A 20,411-nucleotide genomic window follows, 5' to 3' on the forward strand; every position below is an offset into this window, starting at 1 on the left:
GCAGTGATGTCGGGCGCGGTGATCTGTGCGGGCAGCGAGGAAACGCCGCCGTCATCGATGGCGACCACGTCCAGCAGTTCGCCGTTGGCTTGTGCGGGATTCAGTTCGATGCTGAAGCTGCCATCGGCGTTGGCAATGGCACTGCCAATCAACGTGCCGTTGGCATCATGCACTTCCACACGGCTGCCAGCAGGCGCGGTACCGGTGAGGGTGGTGCCATCAGCATCGATGGCCAGATTGCTCGGGCTGTCGGGCGCGGTGGTCAATGGTACGTCGTACTCGGTAGCCACCGAAGCGTTGCCGCTTGGGTCGGTCTGCACCAGGCTCAACTGCTCGCCTGGCTGAGCGGCCGGATCCAGATCGATCAGGAAGGTGCCATTGGCTCCCACAACACCCGTGCCGATCACGGTGCCATTGGCATCGCGAACTTCGACGGTGGCGCCGGGCTCGCCGCGACCGCTCAGGGCCAGGCCCTCAGCGCCGACGGCAATGTTGCTCACCGCATCGGGCGGGGTAATGTCCGGCGCATCGAATTGCAATGGGGCAGAGCTGTTACCGGCGGCATCCACCAGACGCACATCGAGTGCTTCACCATTGGCCTGGGCAGGCGACAGGGAGAGGCTGAACAGGCCGTCGGCACCGACGACACCGGTGCCAATCAGGTTGCCGCCAGCATCGCGCACCTGCACGGTAGCGCCGGGCTCTCCGCGACCGGTGAAGGTGACGCCATCGGCCAGGGCCAGGTCGGTCGGTTGTTCAGGGGCTGTAGTATCAGGGGTGTCGACGTCCGGTGCCGTGATGTTGGCAACTGGCGAGCTATTGCCTGCCGCATCTGCGGCGCTGACCTCCAGGGCCTGGCCGTCGCTTTGTGGCGGTTGCAGGGTAATGCTGAACTGGCCGTCCGCACCGGCCACCGCAGTGCCCAGCAATACGCCACCAGCGCCTTGCACGGAAACCGTCGAGCCGGGCTCGGCACGGCCGGTGAGGGTGGTGCCCTGTTCATTGATAGCCAGGTCGGTCGGCGCCAGTGGTGCAGTTGCGTCCGGCGCAGTGACAGTGCCAGGCGCCGAGACATTGCCGGCGGCGTCGGTCAGGGTGACATCAAGGTTTTCGCTGTTGATCTGCGGCGCATTCAACGTCACGTTGAAGTTGCCGTCGGCACCCACTGTGCCGCTGCCGATCAGGTTGCCGGCGGCGTCGCGGATGTTCACCGTGGTGCCTGCTTCGCCACGGCCCGTCAGACGCAAGCCATCCGGCGAAACCAGCAGGTCGATCGGTGTGGCCGGTGCGCTGGTGTCGGGGTCGGAACCGCCGCTGCTGCCCCCGCCTCCATTGTCCGCCGCTGCTGCTGCACCGCCCACGCCGAGCAGGCTGAGCCCGGCAATCGCCCAAGTTGGCATGGCGCTGCCAGCAGTACCGATGCCTGCGACCAGTTCGTCCAGCGAGGCCACTTCTTCGAAGGTGAAACCGGTGAACGCTGCCGCATCGTACTGGGCATGCCACAGGGTGCCGTCTTCGCCGACGAAGACCATATCGCTGCCGACCCCGGCCTGGTCCACGGCGAAGAAGTTACCGATGGTGACCTTTTCCCCCGACTTCAGGGTGACGATCAGGTCCTGCCCGCGCTGGGTGACCGTTGCCACTTTGTCTGGAGATACCGGTATCTGCACGACGCTTGGTGCTTTGAGATTGATATTGCCCCAGGCGCTCTGAGTGGCGACTTCGGATTGCTTATCGGCGACGACGATGTTGTCCATGGATGCTCCCTGCTGATATCCGGATCCCCCGGCCCGAGTGTTCGGGCCATAACCGGCGTAACAGAGCCCTGTCAGGGGTTTTACGCACAGCCTCGACCAGGTAGTCGACAAACGGGTGGTTAGGGAGATATAGCAGCCGGTGGGGAAGCAACCAGATGGCTTTCTGGGTTAATCCTTTGGTAGAACAGCCTCAGCGAAGCCCTAGCCTGCGGGCCAAACGGCTCAGGTTTGCGCGGTCCAGACCGAGTTCGCGAGCTGCTGCTGCCCAGTTGTCCTGATGCCGCTGCAGGCAGGCTTCGATCAGCTGTCGCTGGTAAATATCGACGGCTTCACGCAATCCGCCTTCAGGCGGGGTGACCACTTGCAGCGCTTCAGTGGGGGAGGGCAGCGTGCCTGACGTGGCTGCCGACACACGCAGGTCCAGGTCGATGGCTTCGAGGGTGAGGATACGTGGCCGATCAGGGTGCTGGCCTAGCGCCTTGAGTGCCGAGCGGCCGATCAGGTGTTCCAGTTCGCGCACATTGCCTGGCCAGTCGTAGGCGATCAGCGCGGCTTGGGCCTCATGGCTCAGGCGCAGGCTGTTCAGGCCAAGCCGTGAACGGTTCTGTTCGAGGAAGTAGCCCGCTAATAGCAGCACGTCTCGCCCACGTTCGCGCAACGGTGGCACGTGCAGCGGGTATACGCTGAGGCGGTGATAGAAGTCGGCGCGGAAGTTGCCCGTACGCACCTCGGCAGCCAGGTCGCGGTTGGTCGCGGCGATCAGGCGCACGTCCACCCTGTGCTCGCGGTCCGAACCCAGGCGCTGCAGTTGGCCGCTTTGCAGCACGCGTAACAGCTTGGCCTGGACCGTCAGCGGCAGTTCGCCCACTTCGTCGAGGAACAGTGTGCCGCCGTTGGCCAGTTCGAACTTGCCGCGGCGCTCGCCATGCGCGCCGGTGAAGGCGCCGCGCACATGACCGAACAGTTCGCTTTCCACCAAGGTGTCGGGCAGGGCGGCGCAGTTGAGGCTGATCAGCGGCTTGTCGGCGCGGCTACTGGCCCGGTGCAGGGCCTGGGCCACCAGCTCCTTGCCGACCCCGGTTTCGCCGGTGATCAGCACGGTCAGGTCGCTGCTGCCGACCAGACGAATTTCCTCCACCAGACGTTTGTGCGCCGCGCTCTGGCCAATCAGCTCTCTATCCTGGCCGCTGGCCTGGCGGTAGAGCTCAGCGCGATGGTGTTCGTCTTCGGCACGCAGGGCCAGGTGTTCGATACGCTCGGCCACGGTAACGGTGGCGGCAGCCAGGCTGGCAAAGGCCTGCAGGGCATCCAGCTCCAGGCTCTGGAACTGCCCGGGGGTGAGGGCGTCGAGGGTGACCAGGCCCCATGGGCGCTCATCGACCATCAACGGGCAGCCCATGCAGTCGTGCACTTCAAGGTCGGCATCGGGGGCATTGACCAACCCATCGTAGGGGTCGGGCAGTTCGGAGTCGCTGGCGAAACGGGTAGGTTCCGGGCGGCTGAGCAGTACCTGGAAACGCGGGTGCTCGCTGACCCGAAAGCGCCGGCCGAGGGTGTCGGGGCTAAGGCCATCCACTGCCAGCGGCACCAGCCATTCACCATCCAGTCGCAGCAGTGCTGCAGCATCGCACGGCAGCAGGCCGCGCATGGCTTGCAACAGGCGGCGGTAGCGTTCCTGGTCGGGCAAATCGCGGGACAGGTCGCTGACCAGGGGCAGGAGGGTGGTGAGCAGTGGCTGTGCAGTCATATGGACTCCTATGGGTCGGTATGACTATACGCAAGGGTGGGTCGTTTTGACATGACCTGCATCAAACCCCTGATTTTGCTGGCGATAAAAGTTGGCACGATTGCTGTAATGGCAGGGGCAGTCATTTGAAGCCACAGGCTCAGGAGTTGTTGCAATGCTCAATGCCGAACAACGTGCAATCATCAAGGCCACTGTACCTCTGCTGGAAAGCGGCGGCGAAGCGCTGACCACCCACTTCTACAAGATGATGCTCAGCGAATACCCCGAGGTACGGCCGCTGTTCAACCAGGCCCACCAGGCCAGTGGCGATCAGCCGCGTGCGCTGGCTAACGGCGTGTTGATGTATGCCCGCCATATCGACCAGCTGGAGCAACTGGGAGGCCTGGTCGGGCAGATCATCAACAAGCATGTTGCCCTGCAGATTCTGCCGGAGCACTACCCGATTGTCGGAAGCTGCCTGCTGCGCGCCATCGAGGAAGTGCTGGGCAAGGACATTGCCACCCCTGCGGTGATCGACGCGTGGGGCGCGGCCTATGGCCAGCTGGCCGACATTCTGATTGGCGCTGAAGAAAACCTCTATAAAGAGAAGGAAGAGGCCGAGGGTGGCTGGCGCGGTACTCGTGAATTCCGCCTGGTACGCCGCGAGCAGGAAAGCAGCGAGATCGTTTCGTTCTACTTCGCCCCGGTGGATGGCATGCCGGTGCTCAAGGCAGAACCTGGCCAGTACATCGGTCTGAAACTTGACATTGACGGTGCCGAGCAGCGCCGCAATTATTCCCTGTCGGCGCTATGCGACGGCAAGGAATACCGCATTAGCGTCAAGCGCGAGGCGGGCGGCAAGGTCTCCAACTACCTGCACGATGAGCTGGTGGTGGGCGATACCCTGAAACTGTTCCCGCCTGCGGGTGACTTCACCCTGGCAGCCAGCGACAAGCCGCTGGTGCTGATCAGCGGAGGGGTGGGCATTACCCCGACCCTGGCGATGCTGCAGGCAGCACTGCAAACCCGGCGCGAGGTGCATTTCATCCACTGTGCGCGTAATGGCGCGGTGCATGCCTTCCGGGACTGGATCGATGGCCTGGCGGCGCGCCATCCACAGCTCAAGCGCTTCTACTGCTATGCCGAGCCAGAAGGTGGCGCTGCGGCCGACGCCGTGGGTTTGCTCAGTGAAGACCTGCTTGCCGAGTGGCTGCCGCAGGAGCGTGACGTGGACGCCTACTTCCTCGGGCCGAAGGGCTTCATGGCGGCGGTAAAGCGCCAACTGAAGGGCCTGGGTGTGCCGGAGCAGCAGAGCCGCTACGAGTTCTTCGGGCCGGCGGCAGCGCTGGAGTGATGTAGCGCCTGTGCCGGCCTCTTCGCTGGCAAGCCCGCTCCCACAGGTATTGCACCGGTCTTGAATGTGGTGCCGTCTCTGTAGGAGCGGGTTTACCCGCGAAGGGGCCGGTACAGGCTTATAAAGTACTCGTCCCCCCGCTGCAGCACACCTTTCTGCCTATATATAAAGGAAAGATGAAACCGGGCGCTGCGCTTTCATCCTTAATCATCCTTTAATCACGGTATCCTTCACTCCCGGGTGTCGAGGGGCTTGCCCCTGCGCGGCACCTGGGCAGCCGTTTTTTTGCCGCCTGGCGTTGAACCGACGTCGTTGCGGCCGGTCTCAGCCACACTGGATAGCCCTGCGCAGTGCTTCCGCGACGCTCCCTCGGCATGCTCACAGGCCATGCCCAGCGTGTAGACTTGCGCCCAGGCAGGCGGACCACGCTGCCACTATCCATCGAAGGAACCGGCAATGAACGAACAAACATCGCGCCTGAATCGGGAACGGCGCTTTCTGGTGCTGTTGGGGCTGATCTGCCTTTCACTGATCGGCGGCGCCCTCTACATGCAGGTGGTGCTAGGCGAGGCACCCTGCCCGCTGTGCATCCTGCAGCGTTATGCGTTGCTGTTCATTGCCCTGTTTGCCTTCATCGCTGCGGCGATGCCTGGGCGCCGCAGCCTGACCTTCTTCGAGGCATTGGTGGTGCTCAGTGCCATTGGCGGAATCGTTGCGGCTGGCAACCATGTGTATATACTCGCCAACCCCATGGTCAGTTGCGGTATCGATACCCTGCAGCCGATCGTCGATGACCTGCCACTGGCAAAACTGTGGCCACTGGCGTTTCAAGTCGACGGCTTCTGCAGTACGCCTTACCCGCCTATCCTCGGCCTGTCGCTGGCGCAATGGGCACTTGTTGCCTTCGTGCTGACCGCCGTCCTGGTTCCGCTCGGTATCTACCGCAATCGACGCCAGGCTTAGACAAAAGTCCCGAATTGCATGGGGTCTTTTGCACCGCATGAGAAGAGGGAAAAGTTGCGAACCGCTTGATCCAGATCAACCCGTAGGCCTTGCAGAATGCGGCTTTGAGGCCTAGCAAGCGGGGTGCGACAAACTGTCGCGAAGTTGAATTATTGAGCAGCATTGTTGCGGATTCTGTAAAAGACTGTTGCTCAATAAGTCATAGTCAAGGGTTGGCGACCTATCTACAATCGCCCCCAATTTCCGTTCGGCACTGCTTGCGAGTCGCAGGATTGAAGGAAGCCCCAGCGCTCCTTTTTGCTGACTTCGTCAAGTTTCGCCCAACGGCGATACCGGGCGGACACCCCTCCGCGTTTTCCCGCACCAAATGGACTTGGTCTGAAGTACAGGCCTGTTGCCTACGAAACCATAAGCACCGCTAACCCGCTTGAAGCCAAGGTCCTGCAGTCGGACCCCAGGCAGGAGCGAGTACGGGCGCGAAATGCCTCACTTGGCAGGACGAAGTGTTGGCTACCAAAACACAAATTGCATTGAAGCAAGCTGATCTAGAGGTCGTGAGATGAGTAAAAAGCGTTACCCCAGACTGTTTGGCATATTGCCCTTTTTAGGCATGCTTTTACTCAGTGGGTGCAACTGGACCCTGCTCGACCCGAAGGGCCAGGTCGGCATTGAGCAAAAGAACCTGATCCTGATCGCTACCGGCCTGATGCTGCTGGTGGTAATCCCTGTGATCATCATGACCCTGGCGTTCGCCTGGAAGTACCGTGCTTCCAACAAGGCAGCCACCTACACCCCTGACTGGTCGCACTCGACCAAGATCGAGGCCGCGGTATGGATCATCCCGATCCTGATCATCATCGCCCTGGGTTACGTCACCTACCACTCCACCCACAAGCTGGACCCTTATCGTCCGCTGGATTCGGACGTTAAGCCGATTCAGATCGACGTGGTCGCGCTGGACTGGAAGTGGCTGTTCATCTACCCGGAGCAGGGCATTGCCACGGTCAACAAGATCGTCTTCCCGGCTAACACTCCGGTCAACTTCCGCGTCACTTCCGACGCCGTGATGAACTCGTTCTTCATCCCAGGCCTGGGCGGCCAGATCTACGCCATGGCCGGCATGACCACCAAGCTGCACCTGATCGCCAACGAAAACGGCGAATTCGACGGTATCAGCGCCAACTACAGCGGTGCTGGCTTCACCGGCATGAAATTCAAGGCTACTGCCACCTCTCAGGAAGACTTCGACAAGTGGGTCGCTGAAGTCAAGCAGTCGCCGAAGAAGCTGGACAAGGCCGAATACGACGCCTTGGCCAAACCAAGCGAAAACAACCCGGTCGCGCTGTATAGCGAGGCTTCGCCTGAGCAGTTCCAGCTGATCGTCGACAAGTACGAAGGCATGAACCGCGGTCGTAGCCACGAAGAAGCAGGCAGCAAAGATCTGGCCACAACCAAGGGTGTGGAATCGAGTATGCAACCAGCTGCCGGTGCAGAGGAGTAAGAGATGTTCGGTAAATTAAGCCTGGAGGCGATACCCTATCACGAGCCGATAGTCATGGTGACGCTTGCCATGATCGCGCTCGGCGGTATCGCTGTCGTCGGTCTTATCACCTATTTCCGCAAGTGGACCTACTTGTGGAGCGAGTGGCTGACTACTGTCGACCACAAAAAGATCGGCGTGATGTACATCATCGTCGCGATGGTCATGCTGCTGCGCGGCTTTGCCGACGCCATCATGATGCGTACCCAGCTGGCTGCCGCAACCGGCGGCTCCGAAGGCTATCTGCCGCCTGAACACTATGACCAGATCTTCACCGCTCACGGTGTGATCATGATCATCTTCATGGCGATGCCGTTCTTCACCGGCCTGATGAACCTGGCGGTTCCTCTGCAGATCGGTGCTCGTGACGTTGCCTTCCCGTTCCTGAACTCCCTGAGCTTCTACCTGCTGCTGGCAGGCGTGCTGCTGGTCAACATCTCGCTGGGCGTTGGTGAATTCGCCAAGACCGGCTGGGTAGCCTATCCGCCGCTCGCGGGCATTCAGTACAGCCCTGGGGTGGGTGTCGACTACTACATCTGGGCGCTACAGCTATCCGGATTGGGTACGACGCTTACCGGCGTGAACTTCCTCGTCACCGTGATGAAGATGCGCGCACCTGGCATGAAACTGATGGACATGCCGATCTTCACCTGGACCTGCACCTGGGCCAACGTGCTGATCGTCGCTTCGTTCCCGATCCTGACTGCTGCACTCGCTCTTCTGACTGTTGACCGTTATCTGGACTTCCACATCTTCACCAACGAGCTTGGTGGGAATCCGATGATGTACGTCAACCTGTTCTGGGCGTGGGGTCACCCTGAGGTTTACATCCTGATCCTGCCGGCCTTCGGCGTGTTCTCGGAAGTCACTTCGACGTTCTCTGGCAAACGCCTGTTCGGCCACCACTCGATGATTTACGCATCGGGCGCGATCGCCATCCTCGGCTTTGCTGTATGGCTGCACCACTTCTTCACCATGGGTGCCGGCGCCAGCGTCAACACCTTCTTCGGCCTGGCGACGATGCTGATCTCCATTCCGACCGGTGTGAAGCTGTTCAACTGGCTGTTCACCATGTACCAAGGCCGTGTGCGCTTCACCGCACCGATGCTCTGGACCCTGGGCTTCATGGTCACCTTCTCCATCGGTGGCATGACCGGCGTACTGCTGGCCGTTCCGGGTGCTGACTTCGTCCTGCACAACAGCCTGTTCGTAATTGCGCACTTCCACAACGTGATCATCGGTGGCGCGGTATTCGGCTACATCGCCGGTTTCGCCTTCTGGTTCCCGAAAGCCTTCGGCTTCACCCTGAACGAGAAGTGGGGCAAAGCTGCCTTCTGGTTCTGGCTGTCGGGCTTCTACGTTGCGTTCATGCCGCTGTACGCCCTGGGCTTCATGGGCATGACCCGTCGTCTGAACCACTCCGACAACCCACTGTGGGAACCCTACCTGTACGTAGCCGTTGTCGGCGCCGTGCTGATCCTGTTCGGTATCGCTTGCCAGCTGATCCAGATCGTCGTTTCGGTCCGCGACCGCAAGCAGAACCTGGACGTGACCGGCGACCCATGGGGCGGCCGTACCCTGGAATGGTCGACTTCTTCGCCACCTCCGTTCTACAACTTCGCTCACATGCCTGAGAAAGTTGGCCTGGACTGCTGGCACGAAGCCAAGGAAGCAGGCGTTGCGTACAAGGCCCCGGCCAAGTACGAAGCCATTCACATGCCGAGCAACACCGCTACCGGTCTGTTCATGGGCCTGTTCCTGACCGTCTTCGGCTTCGCCTTCATCTGGCACATCTGGTGGCTGGTTGGCGCGAGCCTGGTTGCAACCATCGCTGTCTTCGTTCGCCACGCTGCACGTGACGACCAGGGCTACATGGTTCCGGCCGAAGAAGTGGCGCGCATCGAAGGCGAGCGTATGAAAGCGCTGGCCAAAGCAGGTGCTCTGCCTGCCGGCGCACGTGTCGAATCGTTTGAGCGGGTGTAATCAATGTCCAGTCAAGTAATGCACGGCGCTGCTCATGGTCACGACCATGGGCACGACGACCACCACCACGACTCGGGCCAGATGACCGTACTGGGCTTCTGGCTGTACCTGATGACCGACTGCATCCTGTTTGCGTCGCTCTTCGCCACCTACGCGGTGCTGTCCGGCAGTTTTGCCGGCGGCCCGTCGGGTCATGACATCTTCCAGCTCGATTTCGTAGCTGTTGAAACGCTGCTTCTGCTGCTGTCCTCGATCACCTTCGGCTTCGCCATGCTGAAGATGTTCGATGGCAAGAAAGCTGGCGTACTGGGCTGGTTGGCTGTGACCTTCCTGTTCGGTGCAGGCTTCATCGCGATGGAAATCTATGAGTTCCATCACCTGATCAGCGAGGGCTTCGGCCCGCAGCGCAGTGGCTTCCTGTCGGGCTTCTTCGCCCTGGTAGGTACCCACGGTCTGCACGTGACTGCTGGTCTGATCTGGATGGCAATCATGATGTACCAGATCAACAAGCACGGCATCACGCCGACCGCCAAGACCCGCATGAGCTGCCTGAGCCTGTTCTGGCACTTCCTGGACGTGGTCTGGATCTGCGTATTCACCGTCGTTTACCTGCTGGGGGTTCTGTAATGGCTAACGCACACGACACTCATCACGAAGGTAATCACGGCAGCGTCAAGTCGTACATGATCGGTTTTGTACTGTCGATCATCCTGACTGCGATTCCATTCGGCCTGGCCATGACCGCCAGCCTGCCGAAGAACCTGACCGTTCTGATCATTGTTGCCATGGCCGTGATCCAGGTAGTTGTTCACCTGGTTTACTTCCTGCACATGGACCGCTCGAAAGAGCAACGCAACAACGTTTCGACGTTCCTGTTCACCACCCTGGTGATCGCTCTGCTTGTCGGCCTGTCGCTGTGGATCATGTTCAGCATCCACTTCGAAATGTTGGCCAAGTGAGGTAAGACTGCATGTCCGTTAAGCACTTTATCCAAATCACCAAACCGGGGATCATTTTCGGTAACGTGCTTTCCGTGGCAGGCGGTTTCTTCCTTGCCTCGAAGGGCCATGTGGATTTCGCCCTGTTCCTGGCGGTGGTGATCGGTACTTCGCTGGTGGTTGCGTCCGGATGCGTGTTCAACAACTGCATCGACCGTGACATCGACCACAAGATGGAGCGCACCAAGAACCGTGTCATGGTTCAGGGCGGCATGTCGCTGCCCCTCGCGCTGATCTACGCCACCCTGCTCGGGGTGGCGGGTTTCAGCCTGCTGTATGTCCAGGCCAACCCGCTGTCTGCGTTCTGCGCACTGATTGGCTTTGTCGTCTACGTCGGTTTCTACAGCCTGTGGCTGAAGCGTAAATCGGTGCACGGCACCTTGGTTGGCAGCCTGTCGGGTGCCATGCCTCCGGTGATCGGTTACTGCGCCGTGAGCAACAGCTTCGACCTGGCTGCGGTAACCCTGCTGGTGATGTTCAGCCTTTGGCAAATGCCGCACAGCTTTGCCATCGCGATCTTCCGCTTCAAGGATTACAGCGCTGCCAACATTCCGGTTCTGCCGGTGGCACGTGGCATCCTCGCGGCGAAAAAGCAGATCGTGCTGTACGTGCTGGCCTTCGTGCTCGCCACCCTTATGCTTACCCTCGGCGGTTACGCCGGCCTCGGCTACCTGGCTGTGGCCGCTGCCATGGGCCTGTACTGGCTGTACATGGCCTGGGGTGGTTACAAGGCTGAAGACGACAGCAAGTGGGCCCGCAAGGTGTTCGGCTTCTCCATCCTTACCGTCACTGCATTGAGTGTGATGATGGGAGTGGACAGCCAGACCGCTGCGGACGTGCTGATGACCTACGCACGCTGAAACTGCTGCCTGTTTCACGAAAACTCCGGCCACTGTGCCGGGGTTTTTTTTTGGTGTTTTTCCTGTGCTGGCCTCTTCGCGGGTAAACCCGCTCCTACAAGGTTCCTGTAGGAGCGGGTTTACCCGCGAAGAGGCCAGCACAGGAAAATATAAATCTCTGATTTTCAAACAATAGATCTGAAAAGATCTAACAAAACAGGAAATTATCCTTTACAAAGATCCTGTTTCGGCACTATCTTCTGATTCGGGCCGCCACATCGGCCAACGTCGCTCGGACGGTTCCGGGCGCTTACGTACTCAGAGGAAGCCATGGCCAACCCAGGTTCGCCGCGCCGCTTTGCGCGCATCGATCGTCTCCCCCCCTACGTCTTCAACATCACCGCCGAGCTCAAGATGGCTGCCCGCCGTCGTGGCGAGGACATCATCGACCTGAGCATGGGCAACCCCGATGGCGCCACCCCGCCGCACATCGTCGAGAAGCTGGTACAGGTCGCCCAGCGTGAAGACACCCACGGCTACTCCACCTCTCGCGGCATCCCGCGCCTGCGCCGAGCAATCTCCAACTGGTACAAGGACCGCTACGAGGTCGACATCGACCCGGAAAGCGAAGCCATCGTCACCATCGGCTCGAAAGAGGGCTTGGCCCACCTGATGCTGGCCACCCTCGACCAGGGCGACACGGTGCTGGTGCCCAACCCCAGCTACCCGATCCACATCTACGGCGCAGTGATTGCCGGTGCCCAAGTGCGTTCGGTGCCGCTGGTGCCGGGAGTGGACTTCTTCAACGAGCTTGAGCGGGCCATTCGCGAGTCCATCCCCAAGCCGAAGATGATGATCCTGGGCTTCCCGTCCAACCCGACCGCCCAGTGCGTGGAGCTGGACTTCTTCGAGCGCGTGGTGGCCCTGGCCAAGCAGTACAACGTACTGGTGGTGCATGACCTGGCCTATGCCGATATCGTCTACGACGGCTGGAAAGCCCCGTCGATCATGCAGGTGCCGGGTGCCAAGGACATTGCGGTGGAGTTCTTCACCCTCTCCAAGAGCTACAACATGGCCGGCTGGCGCATCGGCTTCATGGTCGGCAACCCCGAGTTGGTCAGCGCCCTGGCGCGGATCAAGAGCTACCACGACTATGGCACCTTCACCCCGCTACAGGTCGCAGCCATTGCCGCGTTGGAAGGCGATCAACAGTGCGTGCGCGACATTGCCGAGCAGTATCGCCAGCGCCGTAACCTGCTGGTCAAAGGGCTGCACGAACTGGGCTGGATGGTCGAGAACCCCAAGGCGTCGATGTACGTGTGGGCGAAGATCCCGCCGGAGTATGCGCACCTGGGTTCGCTGGAGTTCTCCAAGAAGCTGCTGGCCGAGGCCAAGGTCTGCGTGTCGCCGGGGATCGGTTTCGGTGACTATGGGGACGACCATGTGCGCTTTGCGTTGATCGAGAACCAAGACCGTATTCGCCAGGCCATCCGCGGGATCCGGCAAATGTTCCGGGCTGATGGTTTGGCTCGCAAGTAAGCCCATTGGGGCTGCGAAGCAGCCCCAACTGCCTCTTGGGTGAGCTTTCCGCCTGCCTGCGGGTTACCCCTACGCCTACCTTCAGCACTCATTTCTCACCAAAGAGATACCCCATGAGTGTCTTCACCGCCTACTTCTGCGGCACTGGCTCGCACCGTTTCGACGACGCCAATCCCAACTTCTGGAATGGCGAGCTGGTCTCGACCCTGGCCAGCAACGACCAGAGCCGGGAATTTGCCCACTGGATCGCCGTCGACGGCCCAGGCAGCGGCAACCTTCAGGATGACAACCTGTTCGTCGAACCCGGCGGCTATTTCAACTGGACCGGCCAGCTGTTTGGCCGCGGCTGGGAGGAGAACGTCAACCATGTGCTGCAGGTCATCAAAGGTGAAAGCAGCTGGCGGCGCACCAAACTCAGTGAGCAAGAATACGAGCGGCTGAAAGCTGCCGGCGTGCCGATTCCGGATGTGTCTTCCTCCGCCTCATGGTTCTGGCGAACCTACGACTACGGCGATCGCCACCCAACCCCGCAGGAACTGCAGGAGCGCATCATCAGCATGTTCCGCAAGCCGCGCCTGCCAACCCAGGTCAACCTGATGGGCTGGAGCAGGGGAGGGATCAGCTGCCACATGCTGGCCAATGCCATGGCGCAAGACCCTGTATTGCGGGGCATACCGGTGAACATATTTGCCATCGACCCGGTGCCTGGCGTCGGTAACGTACAGGGCGAGCGCGTAACCTTGGCGGATAACGTCAAAGAGTACGTAGGCTTCTACTCAAGGGATGAGCGTTCCAAAGGATTTGCCTGCGTGATCCCTTCGGTCGCCAAAGGGACAAGGATATGCGTTTATCCGATGCCGGGTCGCCATGCCACGCTGGTGGGCAATGCCTCGGCTGATGGCGCAGGCGATGGCAAGGTGCTGGCTGAACCTGGGCTGATCGTTCGCCACTTTGCCGAGGTTTGCCTGACCCGCTGGGGCGTGCACCTGGACAAACGTCTGGCCTTGAGCAGCAGCCAGTTGATGAAGTATCACCAGGTCATGGCGGCCGCCGACAGGCAGTATCAGGCCATGCGCAGTAAGTCTTACACGGTACTCACCGAGGGCGATGAGAACGATCGTCTGGTGCATTGTGGTGAGGCGCATACTCAATTCAGCAAGGTGCAGGGAGGTGGCTACGAGCCGAGCGCAGGCCTGGGTTTGCAACGCTGGGATGCTGAAACTTACCAGCCCATCTGCTAACTGAAAGGGGGGCGGCCGGCAAAGGCTCTGGTCGTCCTTGTTCAGCAGCCGGATCAGCGGCATTTTTTTTTGCAGTCCCCCTCTATCCAGCGGCCCCTGCTTGGATTAAAAATGGCGCCGCGGGCCAGCCCCGATAACAACAACCTTCCCTCCGTGACATCATGTCTGAATATAACCCTTGCCTTGACTGCGGCGCCTGCTGCGGGTACTTCCGTGTGTCCTTCTTCTGGGGCGAATGCCAGTCTGCCGGGGGCGTTGTGCCGGACGACCTGGTGGTGCAGATCAACCCCACCCGCGTTGCCATGATCGGCACCGATGCCAAGCCTTGCCGCTGTGTCAGCCTTCAGGGCGAGATCGGAAAGGAAGTGGCCTGTACCATTTACGCCAACCGTTCCAGCCCGTGCCGCGAGTTTGATGCGTCGTGGGAGGGTGGGGTGCATAACCCGAGCTGTGATGATGCGCGGGCGGCGTATGGTTTGCCGCCGCTGACCCCGCCAGAGGCCAACGAGCCGCATTGGCCGGATGATGGGGCTGAGGTGGCCTGAGCGTATTCCGTTAGCCTGTGCCCGCCCTATGTCGGCTAGCCAGCCGACAGGTACTGCACAGAGCACAGGTATTGTGGGGACGCTGTGTGGAGCTGGTTGGCCGGTGATAGGGCCATCAGGTTGCAGACAGACACATGAAATTGAATGGTCAGTATCTATATGTGTGTAAAGGCTCGCAAGTTCCTGTTACCGGTAATGGAACGGCCGGATGGTGGCCCGGGTCGGTTCGGGTAATCGGATATCTGCTTGTGCGGTTTGGGCGCTAGCGGGCAACGGAGCGATATTCTCTTTGGCGTCCCTCCGAAACTCTTGGCTTTCGGCAACAATACGGCGCAGGGCATTGATCACGCTTTGCTCAGAAGCAGAGTGCTGCTCCATCAACGTCTTGTAGTGTGTGGCTTGCTGTGAGTTTTGCTTAGCAGCTTGCAGATGCTGCGTTACTGATGCATCAGTTGTTGAAGCGTGGGCTGCCGTGATGGATTCCTGCATGGCCCGACGGAATCGTAGGTATTTTCTACACGCATCGTATTTAAGCCTATTGAATCGTTGCGCTAACTGGGAAGTGTTCTCAGCGTTTCGCTCAAAGATTTCAAGCGTAACGCGAGTCGGGTTGCCTGAATGGGTGGGGGGGCGATTCGCGTTCGCGTTGATTCGCTTCAACGGTTTCCGATGCTGACCGGTGGGGTCGGTGAAATTTATGGGGTCGCCAGAGCAGTAACAGTAACAATTCACTCCCCCTTGCAAGAAGGGGCTTTGTAAATCAGGTGAGTAAAATCTCATTATTGTCGGGCTGAAGGCGCGATGGCCGTTACCAAGCGAATATAGCCCGGTTAGCTTATCGAGGTATTCTCCGTTGAAAAAGAGCATGGTTGAAACTTGCAGCGCGTACGAGGTAAATCCGTAGGGACTGTAATTCATTGGATGCTCCCGCTGCAGGTTTAAATCGATTAATTGCTTGATACGGTATGAGTTCCCAAAACTGGTCCTCTTAAAAAAAGAATGCAACTGGCATTTCTATCAGGTTTCGGTGTGACCAGACCCTGCTCCGGTTGACTTCTGGACGAGCAATGGTGAAACGAGCGGATGCTTCAGTGCGTTACTTGACGTTAAACTGTCATCTCCCCAGCAATGGACAGGAGATCCGGCGTGACCCCACCCCGCAGTTTCCCCAGTGACCTCTGCCTCGACAGCCCACGCCTGCAACTGCGCCCCATGCGCCATGCCGATGCCGCGCAGTGGCTGGCGATCATGGCCGACCCCGAGGTCATGCGCTATTGGCACCATGCACCCTGGCAAGACCTGGCTGAAGCCGAGAGCGCCCTGGCCGCCGACCGCGAAGCCTATGCCAATGGCGACCAACTCAAGCTCGGCATGTACCGCCGCGACAACGGCGAACTGATCGGCATGGTCCAGATGTTCAACATCGACGACATTTCCCGCCGTGGCGAAATAGGCTACTGCCTGGCCAGCGCCGTGCAGGGCAGGGGCTACATGGACGAGGCTCTGACCTGCTTCATCGACTACCTCGCCCACACCCTGCACATGCGCCGCCTGGAAGGCGAAATCGATCCGCGCAACCAAGGCTCGGCACGCACCCTTGAGCGGCAGGGCTTCGTGCTGGAGGGCACCTTGCGGGCGCGATGGTGCGTGGCGGGTGAGCTGTCCGACTCTGGCATTTACGGCTTGTTGCTCGAACCACCTGTTGCATAGTCTTACGGCGAATAGCTACTATTCGGGAACAATTCTCACTTGTGTCCCGGTGCCCCATGCCCGTAGCCGACTCACCGAGCCCGTACCCGCTTGAACAGCTGTACAGCGAGCACCATGGCTGGCTTTTCAGCTGGCTACGTCGCAAGCTGCGTTGTTCGCACAGCGCAGCCGACCTGGCCCAGGACACCTTCGTGCGCATCCTGGCCTCGCGTGATGCCTTGCTGGGTATGCGCGAGCCACGCGCCTACCTCAGTACCACTGCACGCCGCCTGTTGATCGACCGGGTGCGCCGACAGCAAATCGAAGAGGCCTACCTCAGCGAACTTGCCTTGGCTGCCGAGGCCCTGGAGGGGCACCAATCTCCCGAAAGCGTCCTCATCACCCTCGAAGCGCTGGAGCAGATCGCTTTCCTGCTGGAAGGCCTGCACGTGAATGCTCGCGAGGCCTTCGTCGGTTACTACCTGGACGACCTGACCCAGCCTCAGATTGCCAAACGCCTGCAGATTTCCCCACGCATGGTGCGCAAGTACCTGGCCCAGGCCCTGATCCATTGCCACCGCACGCTGGACATTGCCGAACCGTGAATCCCTCGCGTATCGAACAGGAAGCTGCCGAATGGGCCCTGTGCCTGGGCGAGGGTGAACTGGATGCCGACGAGGCGCGCGAGTTCGACGCCTGGCTGCAGGCCGACCCACGCCACGGCGCCACCTTGCGCCGCATGCAAGGGGTGATCAGCCAGGTGCAGGCACTGCGCGAGCAACGCGGACCGGTGGGCGCCGGGCTGCGCGCCGGCGCACAGGTTTCGGCTTCAGGCTCGGGTGCACGGCGCACTTTGCTCGGTTTGGCCCTGGCAATCTCCTTGCTGGGCACACTGAGCCTTTCCGGTGGAGCGCCGCGCGACTGGCTGGCCGACTTGCATACCGCGCCGGCGGAGTGGCGCAGCCAAACCTTGGAAGATGGCTCGCAGCTGACCTTGGCGGGCAACTCTGCCGTGGATGTCGAGTTCAGCACTGGCGAGCGGCGCATCCGCCTGCTGCATGGCCAGGTGCTGGTAGATGTCAGCCATGACCCGACGCGACCCTTCGTGATACAGACCGACGAAGGCAGCTTCAAGGCTCTGGGGACGCGCTTCGTGGTCAGCCAAGGCCACGCTCGCAGCGAGCTGACCATGCTTGAGTCCCGGGTCGAGGCGCGCACTGCCGTGTCCGGCGATCAGTTGGTCGTCGGCCCGGGCGAGCGGGCATGGGTGGCGCGTGACGGGCTTGGCCCGTTGCCGGCCATCGAACCGGCGCGGGTCGATCGAGCCTGGCAGCATCACCAGTTGGTGGCCGACGGCGTACCGCTCGACCAGGTACTCGATGCCTTGGCTGAGCAACGCCGTGGCGTGCTGCGCTTCGACCGCCAGGCAATGCAGGCGATCAGGGTGTCGGCGGTATTGCCTCTGGATGACAGCGAAAGGGCCCTGCGCCTGCTGGCCGAGGCGCTGCCGATTCGTATCGGCGGCGTTGGCCGCTGGTGGACCACGGTCGAACCCGTCTCACGAGAAAATTGATCCAGGTGGTTCCGCTTCTGCGAAGTGGCCCGTCAGACAAGAGGCCAACCGATCAAGAACAAGGAGCCGATCCACCATGCGCCGATTCCCTGGCCACCCCGTCCTCAGCCCGCTAGCCCTGGCCTTGCGCCTTTCCTGTGCCGGGCTGGCCCTATCCGTTGCGGCCCTGCCAGCCGTCGCCGAGGAGGCTGCCCGCCGTAGCTTCGAAGTGCCCGCTGGCAACCTCGCCCAGGCGCTTGGCAGCTATGCCCAGCAAGCCGCCGTGTCGCTGGCCTTTACCCCTGAAGCACTGGCCGGCCTGCAAAGCAACGGCCTGCATGGCCTGTATTCGGTGGACAGCGGTTTTGCCGTGTTGCTGGCCGGCAGTGGCTACCGGGTAGAGCGTAGCGATAACGGCTACCGGCTGGTGGCCGAGCCGCAAGCGGCGGTGAGCAGTGAGGCGATGGAACTTGGCGTGACCACAGTAGCCGGGCAGGGCATGGGCCAGAGTACCGAGAACACCGGCTCCTACGCACCGGGCCTGATCAGCGTTGGCTCCAAGACCCCGACCAGCCTGCGCCAGACGCCGCAATCGGTGTCGACCGTGACCCGCCAGCTGATTGAAGACCAGCAACTGACCGACATCAACCAGGCGATGAAAGTGACGCCGGGCATCGTCACCCAGAGCACCACCTTCCGCACCCAGGACTTCATCTCGCGTGGTTTCAGTATCCAGAACCTGCAGATCGACGGCGCTGCACCGCAGGCGCTGGGCACCGCCATGGGTTCGTTCTATTCGTCGAACATCTTCGAACTGGCCGAGTTCGACCATATCGAGGTACTGCGCGGTACTGCTGCGTTGTATGGTGGCTCGGGTGACCCGGGTGGCATCATCAACATGGTGCGCAAGCGGCCGACTTCCTTTAACCAGCTGAAGCTGACCCTGTCGGCCGGTAGCTGGGACAACTATCGCCAGGAGTTCGACCTGTCCGGCCCGCTGGGCTGGGATGGCCGCCTGCGCGGCCGCCTGGTGATGTCCAACACCGATCGCCAGTATTTCACCGACAACCGCGCCACCGAGCGGCCGTTGGTGTATGGCGTGCTGGAGGCGGACGTTACGGACGACACCATGCTCACCTTCGGTGCTCGCTACAACAAGTCCCACGAAACCGGCAGCAACAGCGCGGTGCCGCGCTACAGCAATGGTGCTGACCTGAACCTGCCACGGCATACCGGCCTGACCAAGAATTGGGCCTACCTCGACGCCACCGCGCGCGAGTACTTCGCCAAGGTGGACCACCGATTCAACGACGACTGGAAGCTCAACCTCAGCTACACCAACACTTGGGACCTTGGGCTGTTCAAGACGGCGACCACCTTGAATGCAGTAGACCCGGTAACCAATACCGGGGCGACCTGGTACGGCACCTCGACCCGCCAGGAGAACGAGCAGCATCTGTATGACGGTAACGTCTCTGGCCACTTCCAGGCCTTTGGTCTGGACCATGAAGTGGTCTTCGGTGCCGACTACCAGAAGATCGACAGCCGGTGGCTGGGCACTGCGCCTTATGCCGCCTCGGGCGCGCCGGCCAACGTATTCGACCCCGACAGCTCAGCGTTCGACGACCCCGGCAACGGGCGTGACTACAAGCGCGACTACAGCCCCAACTCGCAACGCCAGTACGGCCTGTACGGCAGCCTGCGTTTGCAGCTGGCTGAACCCCTGCACCTGATTGTCGGGGCGCGTGCACAGCGTTTCCACTTTTGGCAGACCTACACCAACAACCTGACCTCGCCAGCAAGTATCTCCAGCCCGGAGCAGCGTATAGGCACGAAGGTCACCCCGTTCGGTGGCCTGGTCTACGACCTTGACGATCAATGGTCGACATACGTCAGCTATTCGGAAATCTACAAACCGCAGTCCAGCCGAATCAGCGGCCCTGCGCAAAGCGGTTCGCCGCTTGAGCCCATGACCGGCAAAACCTACGAAACCGGCCTCAAGGGTGAGTTGTTCAACGGCGCACTCAACGCCAGCGTGGCGCTGTACTACAGCACCCGCGAAAACGAAGCGGTGCAAGACCCGAACTTCCTGGCCACCAACGCCGGTTTCTCGGGCAGCTGCTGCTATGTGTCCAACGGTAAGGTGGTGAGCAAGGGCATCGACATGGAGCTGTCTGGCGAGCTGCTGCCGGACTGGATGCTGGTGGGGGGCTACACCTTCAACCTGAACCGCAATCGCAGCGCCGATGCACCGCTGAGCACGGTGATGCCAAAGCACCTGTTCAAGCTGTACAGCACCTACCGGCTGCCGGGTATCCTCAGCGACTTCAAGGTTGGCGGCGGCGTGCAGGTGCAAAGCGCCACGTACATGAGCGGTACAGTGAATCGCTACGACAGCAGCGGCGCGCTGGTTGAGCGAAACGTACCGTTCGACTTCGACCAGAGCGGCTATGCGATCTGGAACGCGTTGGTCGAATACCGTGTCGATGATCACTGGAACGTCACGCTCAACGGCAACAACCTGTTCGACAAGAAGTACTACGAAACCGTGGGTACTTCGACCTATGGCAACTACTATGGTGAACCACGCAACTTCATGGTGACCCTGCGCGGCACCTATTGAGGGTTTGGAAGCGGGGCAGGGCCTGGGTTAAGGTCGTAGGCTGTCCCGTTTCTCTCAGGAAT

The 20,411-nt window shown here is 60.8% G+C and carries 17 protein-coding genes; 14 read left to right on the forward strand and 3 right to left on the reverse strand.

Features of this window, described 5'->3' with window-relative positions:
• Positions 1–1,757, reverse strand: a 1,757-nt coding sequence (locus FQ668_RS03525; protein WP_144179890.1) for an Ig-like domain-containing protein, incomplete at its 3' end; no start/stop codon positions are given.
• A 190-nt stretch (positions 1,758–1,947) separates the two neighbouring features.
• Complete coding sequence (gene norR, locus FQ668_RS03530) at positions 1,948–3,504, reverse strand: nitric oxide reductase transcriptional regulator NorR (RefSeq protein WP_019436938.1); 1,557 nt, start codon at positions 3,502–3,504, stop codon at positions 1,948–1,950.
• Between the two features lie 154 nt (positions 3,505–3,658).
• On the opposite strand from norR, the gene hmpA reads away from it, so the two are divergent.
• From hmpA to FQ668_RS03585, 10 genes are all read left to right on the forward strand, one after another.
• Positions 3,659–4,837, forward strand: coding sequence for an NO-inducible flavohemoprotein (gene hmpA, locus FQ668_RS03535; RefSeq protein ID WP_012051223.1), 1,179 nt, complete (start codon positions 3,659–3,661; stop codon positions 4,835–4,837).
• Positions 4,838–5,293: 456 nt separating this feature from the next.
• Entirely contained in the window at positions 5,294–5,800 is a 507-nt protein-coding gene (locus FQ668_RS03545; protein ID WP_014589725.1) for a disulfide bond formation protein B, read from the forward strand.
• Positions 5,801–6,359: 559 nt separating this feature from the next.
• A complete protein-coding gene (gene cyoA / locus FQ668_RS03550) occupies positions 6,360–7,301 on the forward strand; it encodes a ubiquinol oxidase subunit II (protein ID WP_003248605.1) in 942 nt (313 codons plus the stop codon).
• A 3-nt stretch (positions 7,302–7,304) separates the two neighbouring features.
• Positions 7,305–9,323 (forward strand): cytochrome o ubiquinol oxidase subunit I, encoded by a 2,019-nt coding sequence (gene cyoB / locus FQ668_RS03555; RefSeq protein WP_014589727.1) that lies wholly within the window; start codon positions 7,305–7,307, stop codon positions 9,321–9,323.
• Positions 9,324–9,326: 3 nt separating this feature from the next.
• Positions 9,327–9,950: a cytochrome o ubiquinol oxidase subunit III gene (gene cyoC, locus FQ668_RS03560; RefSeq protein WP_019436939.1), complete on the forward strand. Its 624-nt coding sequence runs from the start codon at positions 9,327–9,329 to the stop codon at positions 9,948–9,950.
• A complete protein-coding gene (gene cyoD, locus FQ668_RS03565; RefSeq protein WP_003248599.1) occupies positions 9,950–10,282 on the forward strand; it encodes a cytochrome o ubiquinol oxidase subunit IV in 333 nt (110 codons plus the stop codon). The genes cyoC and cyoD overlap by 1 nt, the downstream gene beginning before the upstream one ends.
• 11 nt (positions 10,283–10,293) lie before the next feature.
• Complete coding sequence (gene cyoE / locus FQ668_RS03570; protein WP_003248596.1) at positions 10,294–11,181, forward strand: heme o synthase; 888 nt, start codon at positions 10,294–10,296, stop codon at positions 11,179–11,181.
• Between the two features lie 309 nt (positions 11,182–11,490).
• Positions 11,491–12,699, forward strand: coding sequence for an alanine transaminase (alaC, locus tag FQ668_RS03575; RefSeq protein WP_004576357.1), 1,209 nt, complete (start codon positions 11,491–11,493; stop codon positions 12,697–12,699).
• 113 nt (positions 12,700–12,812) lie between these two features.
• Positions 12,813–13,940, forward strand: coding sequence for a hypothetical protein (locus FQ668_RS03580; RefSeq protein WP_019438903.1), 1,128 nt, complete (start codon positions 12,813–12,815; stop codon positions 13,938–13,940).
• 161 nt (positions 13,941–14,101) lie between these two features.
• Entirely contained in the window at positions 14,102–14,485 is a 384-nt protein-coding gene (locus tag FQ668_RS03585; protein WP_003248590.1) for a YkgJ family cysteine cluster protein, read from the forward strand.
• 186 nt (positions 14,486–14,671) lie between these two features.
• Here the strand turns inward: FQ668_RS03585 and FQ668_RS03590 are convergent, their stop codons facing one another.
• Positions 14,672–15,403, reverse strand: coding sequence for an RHS repeat-associated core domain-containing protein (locus FQ668_RS03590; RefSeq protein ID WP_019438902.1), 732 nt, complete (start codon positions 15,401–15,403; stop codon positions 14,672–14,674).
• A gap of 228 nt (positions 15,404–15,631) precedes the next feature.
• Between FQ668_RS03590 and FQ668_RS03595 the strand changes: the two genes are divergently transcribed.
• The 4 genes from FQ668_RS03595 to FQ668_RS03610 all read left to right on the forward strand — a co-directional run bounded on the left by FQ668_RS03595 (position 15,632) and on the right by FQ668_RS03610 (position 20,349).
• Positions 15,632–16,195, forward strand: a complete 564-nt coding sequence (locus tag FQ668_RS03595; protein WP_014589731.1) for a GNAT family N-acetyltransferase — start codon at positions 15,632–15,634, stop codon at positions 16,193–16,195.
• A 56-nt stretch (positions 16,196–16,251) separates the two neighbouring features.
• Positions 16,252–16,779 carry a sigma-70 family RNA polymerase sigma factor gene (locus FQ668_RS03600; protein ID WP_014589732.1) on the forward strand — a complete coding sequence of 176 codons (528 nt, stop codon included), beginning with the start codon at positions 16,252–16,254 and terminating at the stop codon, positions 16,777–16,779.
• Positions 16,776–17,747: a FecR domain-containing protein gene (locus FQ668_RS03605; protein WP_014589733.1), complete on the forward strand. Its 972-nt coding sequence runs from the start codon at positions 16,776–16,778 to the stop codon at positions 17,745–17,747. Before FQ668_RS03600 ends, FQ668_RS03605 begins: the two co-directional genes overlap by 4 nt.
• A 76-nt stretch (positions 17,748–17,823) precedes the next feature.
• Positions 17,824–20,349 carry a TonB-dependent receptor gene (locus FQ668_RS03610; RefSeq protein WP_014589734.1) on the forward strand — a complete coding sequence of 842 codons (2,526 nt, stop codon included), beginning with the start codon at positions 17,824–17,826 and terminating at the stop codon, positions 20,347–20,349.
• The last annotated feature ends 62 nt before the right edge of the window (positions 20,350–20,411 follow it).

It is taken from the genome of Pseudomonas sp. Kh14, assembly GCF_900291005.1.
Taxonomy (GTDB): domain Bacteria; phylum Pseudomonadota; class Gammaproteobacteria; order Pseudomonadales; family Pseudomonadaceae; genus Aquipseudomonas; species Aquipseudomonas alloputida.

Bases quoted from the DNA above. Each gene is read 5' to 3' on its own strand.
- cyoB (WP_014589727.1), top strand. From the start codon at position 7,305: ATGTTCGGTAAATTAAGCCTGGAGGCGATACCCTATCACGAGCCGATA.
- cyoC (WP_019436939.1), top strand. From the start codon at position 9,327: ATGTCCAGTCAAGTAATGCACGGCGCTGCTCATGGTCACGACCATGGG.
- FQ668_RS03600 (WP_014589732.1), top strand. From the start codon at position 16,252: ATGCCCGTAGCCGACTCACCGAGCCCGTACCCGCTTGAACAGCTGTAC.
- FQ668_RS03590 (WP_019438902.1), bottom strand. From the start codon at position 15,403: ATGAATTACAGTCCCTACGGATTTACCTCGTACGCGCTGCAAGTTTCA.
- alaC (WP_004576357.1), top strand. From the start codon at position 11,491: ATGGCCAACCCAGGTTCGCCGCGCCGCTTTGCGCGCATCGATCGTCTC.
- cyoD (WP_003248599.1), top strand. From the start codon at position 9,950: ATGGCTAACGCACACGACACTCATCACGAAGGTAATCACGGCAGCGTC.
- norR (WP_019436938.1), bottom strand. From the start codon at position 3,504: ATGACTGCACAGCCACTGCTCACCACCCTCCTGCCCCTGGTCAGCGAC.
- hmpA (WP_012051223.1), top strand. From the start codon at position 3,659: ATGCTCAATGCCGAACAACGTGCAATCATCAAGGCCACTGTACCTCTG.
- cyoE (WP_003248596.1), top strand. From the start codon at position 10,294: ATGTCCGTTAAGCACTTTATCCAAATCACCAAACCGGGGATCATTTTC.
- cyoA (WP_003248605.1), top strand. From the start codon at position 6,360: ATGAGTAAAAAGCGTTACCCCAGACTGTTTGGCATATTGCCCTTTTTA.
- FQ668_RS03580 (WP_019438903.1), top strand. From the start codon at position 12,813: ATGAGTGTCTTCACCGCCTACTTCTGCGGCACTGGCTCGCACCGTTTC.
- FQ668_RS03585 (WP_003248590.1), top strand. From the start codon at position 14,102: ATGTCTGAATATAACCCTTGCCTTGACTGCGGCGCCTGCTGCGGGTAC.
- FQ668_RS03545 (WP_014589725.1), top strand. From the start codon at position 5,294: ATGAACGAACAAACATCGCGCCTGAATCGGGAACGGCGCTTTCTGGTG.
- FQ668_RS03610 (WP_014589734.1), top strand. From the start codon at position 17,824: ATGCGCCGATTCCCTGGCCACCCCGTCCTCAGCCCGCTAGCCCTGGCC.